The organism is Streptomyces sp. NPDC111628, assembly GCF_055635195.1.
This window is the reverse complement of the sequence record NZ_JBVKBZ010000003.1, coordinates 667,269-681,328: the sequence shown is the minus strand read 5'-3', so window position 1 is coordinate 681,328 and position 14,060 is coordinate 667,269. Positions and strand designations below refer to the sequence as shown.

The window sequence follows — 14,060 nt, the reverse complement described above, 5'->3', positions numbered from 1 at the left end:
TACGATCACTTCCGATCACCCCGGAGGAGTCCCGCATGCCGTTCACCCGCTCCCGCATCCTGTACGTCACCGACCTGGCCTACGAGGCGCGCGGGCGGCGCTACTGCGACGAGGACATCTACCTGACCTCGCGGCTGCGCGAGGAGTTCGACCTGGCCCTGTGCCATCCGCGGGATGCCGCCGCGCTGCTGGACGCCTTCGACGCCGTCGTCGTCCGCAACAGCGGTCCCGTACAGGGGTACGAGGCCGCCCACGCGGCGTTCCGCGAGCGCGCCACCGAGCGCGGGACGCGCGTCTACAACCAGCTCACCGGCCGGGCGGACATGGTCGGCAAGCAGTACCTGCTCGACCTCACCGCTGCGGGGTACCCCGTTATCCCCACCGTGGACCGTGCCGAGGACCTGCACCGGCTGCCCGTCGCGGACGAGTACGTCGTCAAGCCGAGGCTCGGCGCGGACTCGGCGGGGCTCGGGATCGTCCCCGCGGGGCGGGTGGCCGAGGCGCTGGACGGCGCCGGGGACCTCCTCGTCCAGCCGCGGGTCGACTTCGCCTACGAGGTCTCCTTCTACTTCGTCGACCACGACTACCAGTACGCCCTGCACGCGCCGCACCCCGACCGCCGCTGGCAGCTGGAGCCGTACGACGCCACCGTGGCCGACCTCGACTTCGCGCGGCGGTTCATCGAGTGGAACGCCGTCGACCACGGCATCCAGCGCGTCGACGCCTGCCGTGCGCCCGGCGGGGAGCTGCTGCTGGTCGAGCTGGAGGACCTCAACCCCTACCTGTCCCTGGACGCCCTCGACGAACCGGCCCGCGACGCGTTCGTCACCGCCCTGCGCACGGCCCTGCGGCGCCTGCTCGCCGGCTGAGCCGCCCCGCTGCCCGGACGGCAGCATCTAGCATGGCCGCCATGGACGTGTTCCTGGACCGGCTCGACCCGGACATGTGCGTCGTCACGGCCGCCGCGGACGGCGAACGGGCCGGCTGCCTGGTCGCCTTCTCCTCGCAGTGCTCGCTGAAGCCCGTGCGGTTCGTCGTGTGGATCTCGGACGTCAACCGGACCTTCCGCGTCGCGCGGTCCGCCGACGTCCTGGCGGTCCATCTGCTGGCCCGCGACCAGCGCGCGACGGCCGAACTGTTCGGCGGGCTGACCGGCGACGACGTCGACAAGTTCGGCCGGGTGCGCTGGCGCGAGGGGTACGGAGGGGCCGCCGTGCTGGAGGACGCCGAGGCGTGGTTCGTCGGGCGGGTCCTGGAGCGGACGTCGGGGGGCGACCACGTCGGATTCGTCCTCGAGCCGGTCGAGTGGGGCGCGCGCGAGGGGGCCGCCGGACCGCTGCTGCGGCTCGCGGACACGCGCACCGTCCGGCCCGGGCATCCGGTGGACTGACGCGCCCCCGCCGTCAGCGTCGGCGGGTGCCCGTCCGGTGTCCGTTCAGCGTCCGGCGGCGCCCCGCTCGGCCAGCGCCTCGGTGACGGCCCGCACGCTGCGCGCGATGTGCTGCAACTGGAGGACCTCCGCCGCGTACAGCTTGATGGTGTGCTCGATGGCCGCCTCGTGCAGGCCGAGCCGCGGCAGGTCCGCCCGGGCGGTCTGCAGCGCGGTGCGGGCCACCCGGATCTCGTGCTGGACCTGGATCTGCGCATGGCGGGCGAGCAGCACCGGGTGCCGGATCAGGGCCGGATAGCCGGCGTAGCGCGCCGGGACCAGCTCGCGCAGCCACCTGGTGGCCGAGCGTTCCCAGTCGTAGCTGCCGGGGGTCTTGACCTGGCAGGGCCAGTCCGGGCTGATGCGCGTGGTCGTCAGGGGCATGATCATCGCTTCCGGGTGTGCGGCGTCGACGGGGTGGGCGACGGATGGGGGCGGTCCCGGTCCAGGGGACGACCGGGACCGCCGCGGGCGCTCGCGCAGGCGATGCCCGACCGGAACACCCGGTGCGCCGGAGCGGGTAGGAGTCGGCGGCCGAGGTGTTCGCGGCAGGTGCGGACGCGCTCCGGGGCGGCCGGGTCGCGATCCGTGAGCAGTATTTATATATGCCAACCGCTTTGCAAGACGTATGAAAACATTCATGCCTGCTTTGACGGGGATGGCCCCGTCTGCGCCGACCAATCGCCGGGCGAGACCGTCCCGGCTCAGTCCCGCAGGAAGAACTGGTGCTGGTCCGCGACCTGCTCGTACTCCTCCAGCCGGGCCTGCGTCCGCTCCGGGTCGGCGTCGGTCATGGCCTGGAGCAGCGCCGCGCACATCACGCCCGGCGCGGCGTAGGAGTCGAAGACCAGGCGGGACCCCGTGCCGGTGGCGAAGGTGACGTCGGCCTCGTCCACGACGGGGCCGAGCGCCAGGTCGGTGATGAGTGCCACCTTCAGCCCGGCACCGCGTGCCACGCGGACGGCGCCCAGGGTCTCGTGGGCGTGCCGGGGCATGGAGAAGGCCAGCACCCAGGTGCCGCCCGCCTCCCGGGACTGGAGCAGGGCGTCGTAGGCGACGGTGCCGCCCCGGGTCACCACGCGCACGTCGGGATGGACCCGGCGGGCCGCGTAGCCGAAGTACTCGGCGAGCGAGACGGAGATGCGCAGCCCGAGGACGGTCAGCGGCGCCGAGGCGGCCAGCTTGCGGCCGACGTCGATCACCCGGTCCGCGTCGGCGAAGTCCCGCCGCAGGTTCTCCAGGTTCTCGATCTCGGCGTCCACGGCCGCCTGCAGTTCGTTGCCCCGGTACTCCTCGGCCGCGGACCCGCCCCGGCCGCCCAGCGCGATCGCCTGGAGTTGCTCCCGCAACGCCGGGTAACCGCTGAAACCGACCGCCGAGGCGAACCGCGTCACGGACGGCTGGCTCACGCCCACCCGGTCGGCCAGGTCGGTGATCGACAGGAACGCCGCCTCGGTGAGGTGCTCGATGAGGTACTGCGCGATGCGGCGCTGTCCCGGGGAGAGGCGGGGCCGGTCGAAGAGCGTCCTGAGCCGGGAGGTGGGGGCGATCTCCGACTCGGGGGCCGCACGTCCCGAGGTGATCGCCGACGCCTGCGCACGTGCCTGCTGCGGCGATGGCACGGGTGCGCCTCCTTCGTCTCCCATGTCTCCCACGGAGGTCAACATAGCCCACCCCCGCGGCCCGACGACCGGACCGCCCGGCCCGGTGACGGGGCCGGGCCGTCGGGGATAGCACCGCCTCGCACGGGAACCCGCCGTCACGGAAGGACCCGCAGACACGCACGAGGAGCCGACGTCATGACCGTCCCGGAAGAGAACCGGCCGAAGACCGACACCACCGACGACGTGCTCGGCCGGCGCCGGCGAGAGCGCGAGGAGGACGGGCCCCGCCCGCCGGGCGGTACCGGCCGGACCCTGCGCGAGGCCCTCGAGGAGGCGCACGTCCGCCCCGACGACTTCGACGAGGAGTGACCGGGTCACGCAGGCGTTGAGGGCGCGGGTCCCCGTGCGCCCGGCGGCGGGCCCGTGACCACGCCTTCCGGTACCACCAGGTCGGCCCGGTGCCGGGTGGCGGCGACCAGGCCGGCGTTGCGCTGATCGGGGCCGAGCGCCCACGCGGCCGCCTGAGCGGGGGACTTGCCGAAGCGCTCGTGCCGCGCCACGAGCCGCCGCACGCGCTCACTCTCCTCCAGCGCGCAGAACCACACCTCGTCGAGCCCGGCCCGCACCCGCGCCCAGGCCCCGGTCTCCAGCAGCAGGTAGTTGCCCTCCGTCACGACCAGCCGGGCGGAAGGCGGTACCGGTACGGCCCCGGCGACGGGCTGCTCCAGCACCCGCTCGAAGCCCGGCGCGTACACGGTCTCGCCGTCCGGCTCCGCGCGCAGCCGGTCCAGCAGCGCCGCGTACCCGGCCGCGTCGAAGGTGTCCGGCGCCCCCTTGCGGTCCCGGCGGCCCAGCCGGTCCAGTTCGGCGTCGGCGAGGTGGAAGCCGTCCATCGGCACGTGCGCCACCCACGGCTCGCCGTCGCCGTTCAGCGCCCGCACCAGATGCCCGGCGAGCGTCGACTTCCCGGCGCCGGGGCTGCCCGCGACACCGAGGATCGCGCGCCGCCCGTCCCGGGGCAGCCGGCGGGCGCGGGCGAGCAGATCGTCGAAAGTCAGCGGCACACCGCACAGTGTGTCACCTGATCGGACCCGTCCCGGCGGGGAACTGTGGGGGTATGACGACGCAGCTCGGACTTCCCGACGACATCCAGGCCTGCCTCTTCGACCTCGACGGGGTCGTCACCAGGACGGCGGTGGTGCACGCCGCCGCCTGGAAGGCGACCTTCGACGCCTTCCTGCGCGAGCGGGACGGCGCGGACTACCGGCCGTTCACCGACTCCGACTACGACCAGTACGTCGACGGCCGCCCCCGCGCCGACGGCGTCCGCTCCTTCCTCGCCTCCCGTGGCATCGAACTGCCCGAGGGCACCCCGGAGGACCCTCCGGACGCGCGGACCGTCAACGGCGTCGGCAACCGCAAGAACGAACTCCTCCTGGAGAAGATCCGCACCGACGGCGTGGAACCCTACGAGGGCACACTGCGCTACATCGACGCGGTCCGCGCCGCGGGCCTCGCCACCGCGATCGTCTCCTCCAGCGCCAACACCCGGGACGTACTGCACTCCATCGACGCCGAGCGGCTGTTCGACGTACGGATCGACGGCGTGGTGGCCAGGGAACGGAAACTGCCCGGCAAACCACACCCCGACACCTTCCTCGCCGCCGCCCGCGACCTCGGCGTCGAGGCCTCCCGTGCCGCCGTCTTCGAGGACGCGCTGGCCGGCATGGACGCGGGCCGCTCCGGACACTTCGGCTACGTCGTCGGCGTCGACCGCGTCGGCCAGACGGACGCCCTGTACGCCCACGGCGCCGACCGCGTCGTCAAGGACCTCGCCGAGCTGGGAGGCCACGCGTGATCACCAACCGGACGTACACCGTGGAGCCCTGGCGGGTGCGCGAGACCGCCCTCAACCTCGACCTCCTCGCACAGAGCGAGTCCGTCTTCGCGCTGTCCAACGGCCACGTCGGCTGGCGCGGCAACCTCGACGAGGGCGAACCGCACGGCCTGCCCGGCAGCTACCTCAACGGCGTCTACGAACTCCACCCGCTGCCCTACGCCGAAGCGGGCTACGGCTACCCGGAGTCGGGCCAGACCGTCATCAACGTCACCAACGGCAAGCTGCTGCGGCTGCTGGTCGACGACGAGCCCTTCGACCTGCGCTACGGACGGCTCGGCAAGCACGAACGCACCCTGGACCTCAGGCGCGGCGTGCTGGAGCGCACCTGCGAGTGGACTTCCCCGGCCGGTACGACCGTCCGGGTGCGCTCCACCCGCCTGGTCTCCCTCACCCAGCGCGCCATCGCCGCGGTGGAGTACGAGGTCGAGCCCGTCGACAGCCGCACCCGGATCGTCATCCAGTCCGAACTGGTCGCCAACGAGAGCCTGCCCTCCTCCGACGGCGACCCGAGGGCGGCCCAGGCGCTGCAGTCCCCGCTGGAACCGGAGGAGGACCTCGCCATGGGCTCCCGGCTGCGGCTGGTCCACCGCACCCGGCGCAGCGGCCTCAGGGTCGCCGTGGCCGCCGACCACGTCGTCGACGCCCCCGGGGAGATCACCACCAGCAGCGAGAGCAACACGGACGTGTCCCGCCTGACCATCACCTCCGTCCTGGACCCGGGACAGCGGCTGCGGGTGCAGAAGACCGTCGCCCACGGCTGGTCGGGCGCCCGCTCCCGGCCCGCGATGAGCGACCAGGTCGAGGCGGCGCTGGCCGCCGCCGCACACGGCGGCTGGGACGGCCTGGTGACCGAACAGCGGGACTACCTCGACGACTTCTGGGCCCGCGCGGACGTCGAGGTGCACGGCGACGAGGAGATCCAGCAGGCCGTCCGCTTCGCGCTGTTCCACGTGCTGCAGGCCGGCGCCCGCGCCGAGCAGCGAGCGATTCCGGCCAAGGGACTGACCGGTTCCGGATACGACGGCCATGCCTTCTGGGACACCGAGATGTTCGTGCTGCCCCTGCTCACCTACACCGCGCCCAAGGCGGTCGCCGAGGCGCTGCGCTGGCGGCAGGCCACCCTGCCCGCCGCCCGCGACCGCGCCACCCAGCTCGGGCTGCGCGGCGCCGCCTTCCCGTGGCGGACCATCGACGGCTCGGAGGGCTCCGCGTACTGGCCGGCCGGCACGGCCGCCTTCCACGTGGCCGCCGACATCGCGCACGCCGCGGTGCGCTACACGGCGGCGACCGGCGACACCGACTTCGAACGCGAGACCGCCCTGGAACTCCTGGTGGAGACGGCCCGGCTGTGGCGCTCGCTGGGCCACCACGACCCCCACGGCGTCTTCCACATCGACGGCGTCACCGGCCCGGACGAGTACAGCGCCGTCGTCGACGACAACACGTACACCAACCTCATGGCGCGCTCCAACCTGCTTGCCGCGGCCGACGCGGCCGAACGCCACCCGGAGGAGGCGACCCGGCTCGGCGTCGACGAGGAGGAGAGCGCCGCCTGGCGGGACGCCGCCGAGGCCGTGCACATCCCCTACAACGAGGAGATCGGCGTGCACGAGCAGCACGCCGGCTTCACCCGCCACCAGCGCTGGGACTTCGCGAACACCGGCGCCGACCAGTACCCGCTGATGCTGCACTTCCCGTACTTCGACGTCTACCGCAAACAGGTCGTCAAGCAGTCCGACCTGGTGCTCGCCATGTACACCTGCGGCAGCTGGTTCGACGCCCACTGCGACGAGGACCAGATGGCCGCGAACTTCGCCTACTACGAGCCGCTGACCGTGCGGGACTCCTCCCTGTCCGCCTGCTGCCAGGCCGTGGTCGCCGCGCAGACCGGCCACCTGCGCCTGGCCTACGACTACGCCACCGAGGCCGCCCTGATGGACCTCGCGGACCTGGAGCACAACACCCGCGACGGGCTGCACATCGCCTCGCTGGCCGGTACGTGGATGGCGCTGGTCGCCGGATTCGGCGGCACCCGCCGGGACGGCGACAGCCTGCGCTTCACCCCACGGCTGCCCGAGAAGTTCAGCCGCCTCGCCTTCCGGCTCCAGTTCCGCGGCCGGTGCCTTCAGGTGGAGATCGGTCCCGACCGGGCGTCGTACTCGCTGTTGGCCGGACCGCCCCTGACGATCCATCACCACGGGTCCGAGGTCCACGTGGACGGGGCCGAGCCCGTCACCCTCGGCATCTCCGCGCCGAAGTGGCGGCCCACGCCCGAACAGCCCCCGCACCGCCGCCCGGGCGTCACCGAGCGGCCGGTCCCGAGCGACGGATGAGTCCGCGCGACTGGCCGAGTTCCGCCCTGCATATCGGTGGCCCGCGGGTTAGTTTGACCATGTTTTCCGGGACTCCGCGCTCCCGCGGGTTCCGGGCTCCAGCCACTGACGGCAGGAGGTGAGCGACGAGCGACCCCGCGACGAGCGGGGATGACGAGGGGTGCACCATGGCCGACGGCGCGAACGCAACCCTCGTCGGCAGACGCGTACGCGGGGGCGAGGACGCGGGGGCTTCCGGCGCACCCCGGCGGCTGCGCGGCGCCGCCCCGGTCGCGGCGGTGGCCGCCGTCTTCACCCTGGCCCAACTGGTCTTCGTCCACCCGACGATGGGCCTCGGCTGGGACGAGATCGTGTACGTCAGCCAGGTCACCACCCACCACCCCGCCGCCTTCTTCAGCGCGCCCCGCTCCCGCGGCGTCTCCCTGCTGGTGGTACCCGTCGCCTCCTGGTCGGCGTCCACCGAACTCCTGCGCGTCTACCTCGCCCTCCTGTCCGGACTGGGCCTGTACCTCGCCCTGCACGCCTGGAAGGGCCTCTTCCCGGCCCGGGTCCTCGCCACGGCCGGCGCGTTCTTCGCCACCCTGTGGGTGACCCTCTTCTACGGTCCGCAGGCCATGCCCAACTACTGGGTCGCGATCGGCGCCCTGATCACCGTGGGCTGCTCCCTGCGCGCCCTGGCGGCCGGGCGGGGGCGCTCCGGCCGGGGCGTGCTGTGGGGGGTGGCGGCCGGGGCCGTGCTGATGGCGCTGATGCGGCCCACCGACGCCGTCTGGGTGACCCTGCCCCTGCTCGCCCTCGTCCTCGTACGCCGCCACTGGCCGCTGCTGCTCGCCCTGGCGGGCGGCCTGGCGGCCGGGGGAGTGGAGTGGGTGATCGAGGCGTACGCCTGGTACGGCGGCCTCGGGGAGCGGCTGTCCCGGGCCTCCGAGATCCAGGGGGGCCTCGGCTGGAACATCGCCGTCGACGACCAGATGCGCAGCCTGGGCGGCCGGGGACTGTGCCGGCCGTGCACCGGAGCGATGCCGCACCCGGTCGTCACCCTGTGGTGGCTGCTGCTTCCGCTCGTCGCCGTCCTCGGCGTGGCCTTCGCGGTCCGGGCCCGCCGCGCCACCGCGACCCTGGTCCCCTTCGCCTGCGCCGTGACGGCCGCGGTGCCGTACCTGTTCATGATCGGTTACGCGGCACCCCGCTTCCTTCAGCCCGCCTACGCCCTGCTGGCCGTACCGGTCGCCGACGCGCTGTGGCGCCTGGTCAGGGCCGGTCGCGACCGGTGGCGGCCGGTGGCCGCGACGCTGGTCGCGCTCGTGGTCGCCGGTCACCTGGCGGTCCAGTTCTCGGTGCTCGTGGGCACCGTGGACCGCAACGTCGAGAGCCGCGAGGACTGGGCCCGCGTGGCCGACGAACTGCACCGGCTCGGGGTCCGGCCGCCCTGCCTGCTCACCGGGCACGAGTCCATCCCGGTCGGCTACTACACGGGCTGCTCCTCCGGCTCCACCAGCGGCAACAACGGGAACACCACCGCCGCCGAGATCGTGGACACCGCCCGGCGGATCCCGGTCGCCGCGATCACCGGACCCGGCGGCACCCCGCCCGGATACGCCGGCGACTGGACCCCGCACCGCATCACCGACCTGGAGATCCGCGTCGCACCCCCGGGTTAGAGATCGCGTATCGGGAAACGCGAACCGGACAACGGGAGCACGAGCCGACGCGAGCGCGAGAGGGAGGCAGCGATGGGCACGGACCCCATGGCCGACGACGCCTACCAGCCCACCGGCGGCAACGAGGAGCAGGAGGACGCCGCGCCCCTCGACCTTCAGGACGCCCTCGACGAGCGGACCTACGACGACACGCTCGACGAGGGCTACTCCCCGCCGGAGAAGCCCCTGGGCGTGACCAAGCACGGCACCACGGCCGCCGAGCAGCATGACGGCGAGACCCTCGACGAACGGCTGGCCGAAGAGGTCCCCGAGGTGTCCGCGCCCGACGGCGACGGCGTGGGCGACGAGCCCGGCGGGGAGGGCGAACCGGTCGACCCGGAGGCGGGCAGCGACCGTGCGGGCCGTCTGGTCGCCCCCGACGAGGGCGTACGCGCCGACACCACCAAGGAGACCGTCGCCGAGGACGTCGGCATCGACGGCGGAGCCGCGGGCGCCGAGGAGGCCGCCGTGCACGTGGTGGAGGACGAGACGGAGCTGCCGGAGTCCTGAGACCGCGAAACGCCGCGAAACGCCGCGAGCCCGGACGGACGACCTCGTCCGTCCGGGCTCCCGGCGGTCAGGGCAGCAGCTTGTCGAGGGCCGAGGGGCCCTCGTCGGCCAGCTTGCGCCTGGCCCACTCCAGGTTCTGCGGCGTGACGTCCCGGCCGGCCGCCAGGACCAGGTCCTCCGGGGACACGTCGGTGCCGGTGCGGGCGTGGAGCAGGTCGTCCGGAGTGGCGCGGTCGTCGCCCGCGCGGGCTTCGGAGGGCCGGGAGGCGTCGGGCTGTGACGTCGACATGATCAGTGCTCCTCGAGTCCGGATCGCTGCTTCGGTGCCGTGCTGTTGTCGGTCCCGAATATCCCGATAACACCATTCAATGCGGAATCGGCCCGCGCATCCGGAGCGCCGGGGGCGACGGAGTGAGCACCAGCATCGTCACGTCGTCCTGCACGTCCGGGCAGAAGCGTGCGAGGTCCGCCCAGACCAGGTCGGGGAGGGCGGCGGATTCCTCCCCCGCCAGGCCGCTCAGCCGCTGCGCCAGCGGATAGAAGGCACCGCTGCCGTCCCTGGCCTCGACCACCCCGTCGGAGGCGAGGAAGAGCCGGTCGCCGGGGCGCAGCGACACCGTGCACGCCTCGATCGCCCCGGCGTCCGCGAGCCCCAGCCCGAGCGGCGTCCACGGCGAGACCTCCAGCTCCGCGGCGTCCGCGCCCCGCAGCAGCAGGGGTGGCGGGTTGCCGCACACGACGACCCGCACCTCGAGCGCGTCGGCGGAGAACTCCAGCAGCGCGGCCGTCGCGAACAGCTCGGCGTGCCGTGCGTCCGCCGAGTCCACCAGCAGCCTGCGGTCCAGCCGCCCGGCCACCGACGCCAGGTCCGGCTGGTCGAGCACCGCCTCCCGGAAGGCACCCAGCAGCGAGGCGACGGTCGACACCGCCGACAGGCCGTGCCCCTGCACGTCACCCATCACCGCCCGTACGCCGAAGGGGCCGTCCCGCACGTCGAAGAAGTCGCCCCCGACCAGCGTCCCGCGCTGCGCCGCCCGGTACAGCCCCGTGCAGCGCACCGCCCCCACCCGCTCGGGCAGCGGCGGCGCGACCGCGTGCTGCGCGGCCTCGGCGACCGTGCGCTCCAGGCCCAGCTGGGCGTCGCGGCGACTGCGCACGAAGGACACGAAGACGCTGAGCACGGCGACGAAGACGATGGTCAGCAGGTCCGCGTCGCCCGGCCGGTCCAGCTGGAGGGCCGGGATGTGCAGCAGCGCGATCACCACACCGCCCAGCACGGCGGTCGCCAGCGGGCCGTAGGACAGCACGGCCAGCGGCGGGATGGCGCCCAGCAGGAACCCGATCTCCAGCGGCTCGTCGCTGAGCAGCGTCGCCGCGCAGATCGCCGCGACGAGGGCCGGCGGCAGCACCCGCACCCAGGGGGGCGGCGGCGCGCCGCTCAGCCAGCTCCGCCGGTCCTCGCCCCGGCGCGGTGGGGCGGACACCTTTCGCACACCCCCACGCTCCTACGCCGCCGCGCCGCCCGCACGTGGAGAGGCGTCGGGCGGACGTGGTCGGACGGGTCCTAGAAGGCGCCGAGCGTCAGCCGGAGGCCGGTGGGGGCCGTGTCCTGGATGTAGGAGGCGAAGTCGGCCACGTCGTCGAAGGCGAAGCCGTACGCCCGGCCGTCCTCGGTGGCCGCGTGCACCGCCTTCGCGTAGTGGTTGGTCAGCGCGGTGCCGTAGAACGTCGCCGGGTCGGTCGTGGGCTGGTCGGCCGAGGAGATGAGCGTGGAGCGGTTGAAGCCGGCACCGAGGACGGCGGCGACGGGACCGGTCGTGCCGTCGTTGGGGGCGGCCAGGTTGCCGTCGCAGAAGAGCACGTCCCGGGTGGACGGCTTGGCGAAGGACACCTGGGCGGGCCCGTCGAAGGTCAGCCGGTCCCCGCGCACCCGGCCGGTGAAGGTCCCGGCGTTGGTGGTGATCCTCAGGTCCTTGCCGGTGTAGGTGCTCCACACCTCGTCGATGTACGGGGCGAGGTAGTCCTTGGGGAACAGACCGGCGTCAAGACCGTGGCCGGGGGCGATCACCCGGGTGTCGTCCACGACCAGCGGCGCGAACTCCTCCACCTTCCGCACCGCCTCGAACACGGCTGCCCGGCCACCCGGACGTACGGTGCCGGTGGTCTGGTCGTCGGCGCCGGTCAGCCGGATGGCGAGCGGCACGCTGAACATGTCGACCATGGTGGTGTTGCAGAACATCCCGGCGGCGTTGTACGTGAACTCCGCGCAGTCGTGCAGCACCCCGTAGTTGGGATCGGACTCGACCCAGCCCGCCGGGTACTGCAGCGCGGCGTTCCCCGCGCCGTCCGCGACGACCTTGAACTTCAGTTTCTCGCCCAGGGACACGTAGATCCGGCCGGAGAGGTGGGGGAGGTTCAGCTTGGTCTCGCCGCTGCCGGCGAGGCCGATCGCGTAGTCGGTGTAGCCGTCGGCGCCGTTGTCGGACAGGGCCACGGGGGCGACGGTGCCGTCCGGGGTGACCCGCACCTGGCGGCCGTCCACGTTGCCGACGATGTAGACGTGCACGTCGGCGTTGCCGAAGGAGCCGGTGTCGTTGGCGATCGTCAGCGGCAGGGCGCCGGAGGCCTCGGGGGCCGAGTCGTCCGAGCCGACGCCCGCGAGGGCGTGCGGGGCGACGGCGGCGGCGACCGGTGCGGCCACGACCGCCCCGCCGAGGGCGACGAGCAGCTTGCGGCGGGCGAGCGGACGCTGGTGACGAGGAGTCATGTGGGGGGTCTCCAGTGATCGGGGCCTGACAGAGCCTGAGAGCGCTCTCACGCGGTGCGGCGATGGTACGCAGCACGGCAGGCCCGGCCAACCGTCCGCAGCCTGGTCCAAACCCGTTGTCCCAGCTGGGACTTGGGGTGTGTGACGTGGAGCGGGGAACGCTTAACCGGTGTTTAAGGCGCGCTTAATCAGCCGACCGGCGGCGCGGGGCGATGACGGCCGGTCGCCGGTGCCGGATGACATGCTGGCCCCCACGGCTACGGGCGACGCGGGTGCGGCGGAGGCGGCATGGGATTCGAGGGCGAGGTCTGGCACGTGCGCCGGACGCCGGACGCGGGCCGGGCGGCCGACGCGGAGTCCGGCGACATCGGCGAGATCCGGATCGACGAGGCCGACTTCCCCTGGCTGTCGGGCCGGTTCCGCGCGGGTCCGGCCTACGGTGCCGTCCGCGATCTGTTCGCCCGCGAACTCGCCCTCGCGGAAGCGGACGACGCGGAGCACCGGACGCGGTGGGAGGCGGTCTACGACGAGATCGAACGGCGGGTGCGGCTGGTGTCGCCCGACGGACCGGTCGCCGAGTTCCTGCTGCACATCAAGGGCGACCGGGCCTGGTTCCGGTGGAGCGACGAACCCCTCGGGCCGGGGCGGACCGAGGGCTGACGGGCTCGTTACCGGCCGGTCAGCAGGCCCTCGGCCTCGGCGAGGATCTCGGTGACCCGCAGTCCGAACGCGGCGTCGCACGGATGCGGGCGCCCGCCACCGGCGGCGGCGAGCAGCGCGTCCGCGGCCCGCCGCAGAGCCGGCACCGGACCCTCCGTGGTCTCCGGGAGCAGCGTCACCCCGGCCCGGCCGCGCAGCTCCACCGCGGCGCCCGCCGCGGCCGGCGGCGCCGTGAGGCTGAGCGTGAGCGTGCTGGACGCCCCGCCCGTGTGGTCGAGGACCAGATGGACGGTGTCGCCGGGACCCGGGGCGGCCGCCGCCACGCGCCGCGCGTCACCGAGCACCGGCAGCAGCACGGACAGGGCGTGCGGCCCCACGTCCCACAGGGCGCCCTTCTCGCGCCGCCACGGCGAGTCGGCGAACGGACTGTCCCCGCCGCTGAACACGGCGCCCAGCCACTGTGCCCGTGCCGTGAACCAGCCGTCCCCGGCCGCCTGTTCGGTGATCCACGCCTCGGTCTCGGGCTGGAAGCGGGTGGTGAAGAAGACCACCGAGGCGACGTCCGCCGCCCGCACCGCCTCCACCACCGCCCGCCCCTGCGCCACCGTGGCCGCGAGGGGCTTGTCGAGCAGCAGATGGCACCCGGCCCGCGCCGCCCGCACCGCCAGGCCGGCCTGTACGGCCGGGGGCAGCGCGACGGCCACGGCCTCCACGTCGGCCAGCAGGGCGTCGACGTCGGCGTAGGCCCGGGTGCCGTGCCGCTCCGCCAGCTCCTCGGCGGCGTCCGGGCGGCGGCCCCACACCCCCACGAAGTCCAGGTCGTCGTGCCCGGCCAGGGCGGGGGCGTGCGCCATGTCCGCCCAGGGGCCGGTGCCGAGCAGTCCGATGCGCATCCCGTCGCCTCTCCACGGTGCCGACCCGATGACGGGGCGGCCGACGATCCTCCATGACGACCGGCGTGCGGCAGCCCGGCCGACGCCGAGCGTGTCACATCGACGGTGTGTGCGGACAGTGCCGAGGGCGCCGAGGGTGCCGAGGGCACGGCGGAGCCGCGCCGCGCGGAGCAGCGGCGGGAAAGGGGGGGAGGCCGCGCGGGGGCCGGCTTTCCGGATTTTTTTGTCGGGCACGTGCCGGGGGGGTTTTTCTTCCCCCGGACC

15 protein-coding genes are annotated in these 14,060 nt (G+C 73.7%); 8 read left to right on the top strand and 7 right to left on the bottom strand.

The genetic code is table 11. The annotated features are described in order from the left end of the window. The first annotated feature begins 35 nt into the window (after positions 1-35). Positions 36-869 carry an ATP-grasp domain-containing protein gene (locus tag ACZ7MF_RS18035; RefSeq protein ID WP_471477766.1) on the top strand — a complete coding sequence of 278 codons (834 nt, stop codon included), beginning with the start codon at positions 36-38 and terminating at the stop codon, positions 867-869. Positions 870-901: 32 nt separating this feature from the next. Further along, the gene (locus ACZ7MF_RS18030) at positions 902-1,390 is read left to right on the top strand and encodes a flavin reductase family protein (protein WP_471477765.1); all 489 of its coding nucleotides are present in this window, start codon (positions 902-904) and stop codon (positions 1,388-1,390) included. Between the two features lie 45 nt (positions 1,391-1,435). Here ACZ7MF_RS18030 and ACZ7MF_RS18025 read toward each other — a convergent pair whose 3' ends face one another. After that, the gene (locus ACZ7MF_RS18025; RefSeq protein WP_030872223.1) at positions 1,436-1,819 is read right to left on the bottom strand and encodes a hypothetical protein; all 384 of its coding nucleotides are present in this window, start codon (positions 1,817-1,819) and stop codon (positions 1,436-1,438) included. Between the two features lie 314 nt (positions 1,820-2,133). Next, positions 2,134-3,051, bottom strand: a complete 918-nt coding sequence (locus ACZ7MF_RS18020; RefSeq protein ID WP_471477764.1) for a MurR/RpiR family transcriptional regulator — start codon at positions 3,049-3,051, stop codon at positions 2,134-2,136. Positions 3,052-3,228: 177 nt separating this feature from the next. On the opposite strand from ACZ7MF_RS18020, the gene ACZ7MF_RS18015 reads away from it, so the two are divergent. Continuing rightward, entirely contained in the window at positions 3,229-3,402 is a 174-nt protein-coding gene (locus ACZ7MF_RS18015) for a hypothetical protein (RefSeq protein ID WP_166680897.1), read from the top strand. 5 nt (positions 3,403-3,407) lie between these two features. Here the strand turns inward: ACZ7MF_RS18015 and ACZ7MF_RS18010 are convergent, their stop codons facing one another. Beyond that, a complete protein-coding gene (locus tag ACZ7MF_RS18010; RefSeq protein WP_471477763.1) occupies positions 3,408-4,097 on the bottom strand; it encodes a nucleoside/nucleotide kinase family protein in 690 nt (229 codons plus the stop codon). Positions 4,098-4,150: 53 nt separating this feature from the next. Between ACZ7MF_RS18010 and ACZ7MF_RS18005 the strand changes: the two genes are divergently transcribed. The 4 genes from ACZ7MF_RS18005 to ACZ7MF_RS17990 all read left to right on the top strand — a co-directional run bounded on the left by ACZ7MF_RS18005 (position 4,151) and on the right by ACZ7MF_RS17990 (position 9,476). After that, positions 4,151-4,891 (top strand): beta-phosphoglucomutase family hydrolase, encoded by a 741-nt coding sequence (locus ACZ7MF_RS18005; protein WP_471477762.1) that lies wholly within the window; start codon positions 4,151-4,153, stop codon positions 4,889-4,891. Then, positions 4,888-7,266 (top strand): glycoside hydrolase family 65 protein, encoded by a 2,379-nt coding sequence (locus ACZ7MF_RS18000; protein WP_471477761.1) that lies wholly within the window; start codon positions 4,888-4,890, stop codon positions 7,264-7,266. Before ACZ7MF_RS18005 ends, ACZ7MF_RS18000 begins: the two co-directional genes overlap by 4 nt. Positions 7,267-7,433: 167 nt before the next feature. Continuing rightward, positions 7,434-8,927, top strand: a complete 1,494-nt coding sequence (locus ACZ7MF_RS17995) for a hypothetical protein (RefSeq protein ID WP_471477760.1) — start codon at positions 7,434-7,436, stop codon at positions 8,925-8,927. A gap of 72 nt (positions 8,928-8,999) precedes the next feature. Further along, on the top strand, positions 9,000-9,476 hold the full coding sequence (locus tag ACZ7MF_RS17990; RefSeq protein ID WP_471477759.1) for a DUF5709 domain-containing protein: 477 nt from the start codon (positions 9,000-9,002) through the stop codon (positions 9,474-9,476). A gap of 67 nt (positions 9,477-9,543) precedes the next feature. Here ACZ7MF_RS17990 and ACZ7MF_RS17985 read toward each other — a convergent pair whose 3' ends face one another. From ACZ7MF_RS17985 to ACZ7MF_RS17975, 3 genes are all read right to left on the bottom strand, one after another. Further along, the gene (locus tag ACZ7MF_RS17985; protein ID WP_356856043.1) at positions 9,544-9,765 is read right to left on the bottom strand and encodes a hypothetical protein; all 222 of its coding nucleotides are present in this window, start codon (positions 9,763-9,765) and stop codon (positions 9,544-9,546) included. A gap of 76 nt (positions 9,766-9,841) precedes the next feature. After that, entirely contained in the window at positions 9,842-10,969 is a 1,128-nt protein-coding gene (locus tag ACZ7MF_RS17980; protein ID WP_471477758.1) for a PP2C family protein-serine/threonine phosphatase, read from the bottom strand. A gap of 71 nt (positions 10,970-11,040) precedes the next feature. Next, positions 11,041-12,243: a glycoside hydrolase family 64 protein gene (locus ACZ7MF_RS17975; RefSeq protein WP_471477757.1), complete on the bottom strand. Its 1,203-nt coding sequence runs from the start codon at positions 12,241-12,243 to the stop codon at positions 11,041-11,043. A 288-nt stretch (positions 12,244-12,531) separates the two neighbouring features. Here ACZ7MF_RS17975 and ACZ7MF_RS17970 point away from each other — a divergent pair, with 288 nt between their 5' ends. Beyond that, positions 12,532-12,903, top strand: coding sequence for a hypothetical protein (locus tag ACZ7MF_RS17970; protein WP_471477756.1), 372 nt, complete (start codon positions 12,532-12,534; stop codon positions 12,901-12,903). An 8-nt stretch (positions 12,904-12,911) separates the two neighbouring features. On the opposite strand, the gene ACZ7MF_RS17965 is transcribed toward ACZ7MF_RS17970, so the two are convergent. After that, entirely contained in the window at positions 12,912-13,796 is an 885-nt protein-coding gene (locus ACZ7MF_RS17965; RefSeq protein ID WP_471477755.1) for a Gfo/Idh/MocA family protein, read from the bottom strand. Between the last annotated feature and the right edge of the window lie 264 nt (positions 13,797-14,060).

Excerpts from the sequence above, each read along its gene's own strand:
- ACZ7MF_RS17985 (WP_356856043.1), bottom strand. The coding sequence starts at position 9,765 with ATGTCGACGTCACAGCCCGACGCCTCCCGGCCCTCCGAAGCCCGCGCG.
- ACZ7MF_RS17970 (WP_471477756.1), top strand. The coding sequence starts at position 12,532 with ATGGGATTCGAGGGCGAGGTCTGGCACGTGCGCCGGACGCCGGACGCG.
- ACZ7MF_RS18005 (WP_471477762.1), top strand. The coding sequence starts at position 4,151 with ATGACGACGCAGCTCGGACTTCCCGACGACATCCAGGCCTGCCTCTTC.
- ACZ7MF_RS18035 (WP_471477766.1), top strand. The coding sequence starts at position 36 with ATGCCGTTCACCCGCTCCCGCATCCTGTACGTCACCGACCTGGCCTAC.
- ACZ7MF_RS18015 (WP_166680897.1), top strand. The coding sequence starts at position 3,229 with ATGACCGTCCCGGAAGAGAACCGGCCGAAGACCGACACCACCGACGAC.
- ACZ7MF_RS18030 (WP_471477765.1), top strand. The coding sequence starts at position 902 with ATGGCCGCCATGGACGTGTTCCTGGACCGGCTCGACCCGGACATGTGC.
- ACZ7MF_RS17965 (WP_471477755.1), bottom strand. The coding sequence starts at position 13,796 with ATGCGCATCGGACTGCTCGGCACCGGCCCCTGGGCGGACATGGCGCAC.
- ACZ7MF_RS17975 (WP_471477757.1), bottom strand. The coding sequence starts at position 12,243 with ATGACTCCTCGTCACCAGCGTCCGCTCGCCCGCCGCAAGCTGCTCGTC.
- ACZ7MF_RS18025 (WP_030872223.1), bottom strand. The coding sequence starts at position 1,819 with ATGATCATGCCCCTGACGACCACGCGCATCAGCCCGGACTGGCCCTGC.
- ACZ7MF_RS17990 (WP_471477759.1), top strand. The coding sequence starts at position 9,000 with ATGGGCACGGACCCCATGGCCGACGACGCCTACCAGCCCACCGGCGGC.
- ACZ7MF_RS17995 (WP_471477760.1), top strand. The coding sequence starts at position 7,434 with ATGGCCGACGGCGCGAACGCAACCCTCGTCGGCAGACGCGTACGCGGG.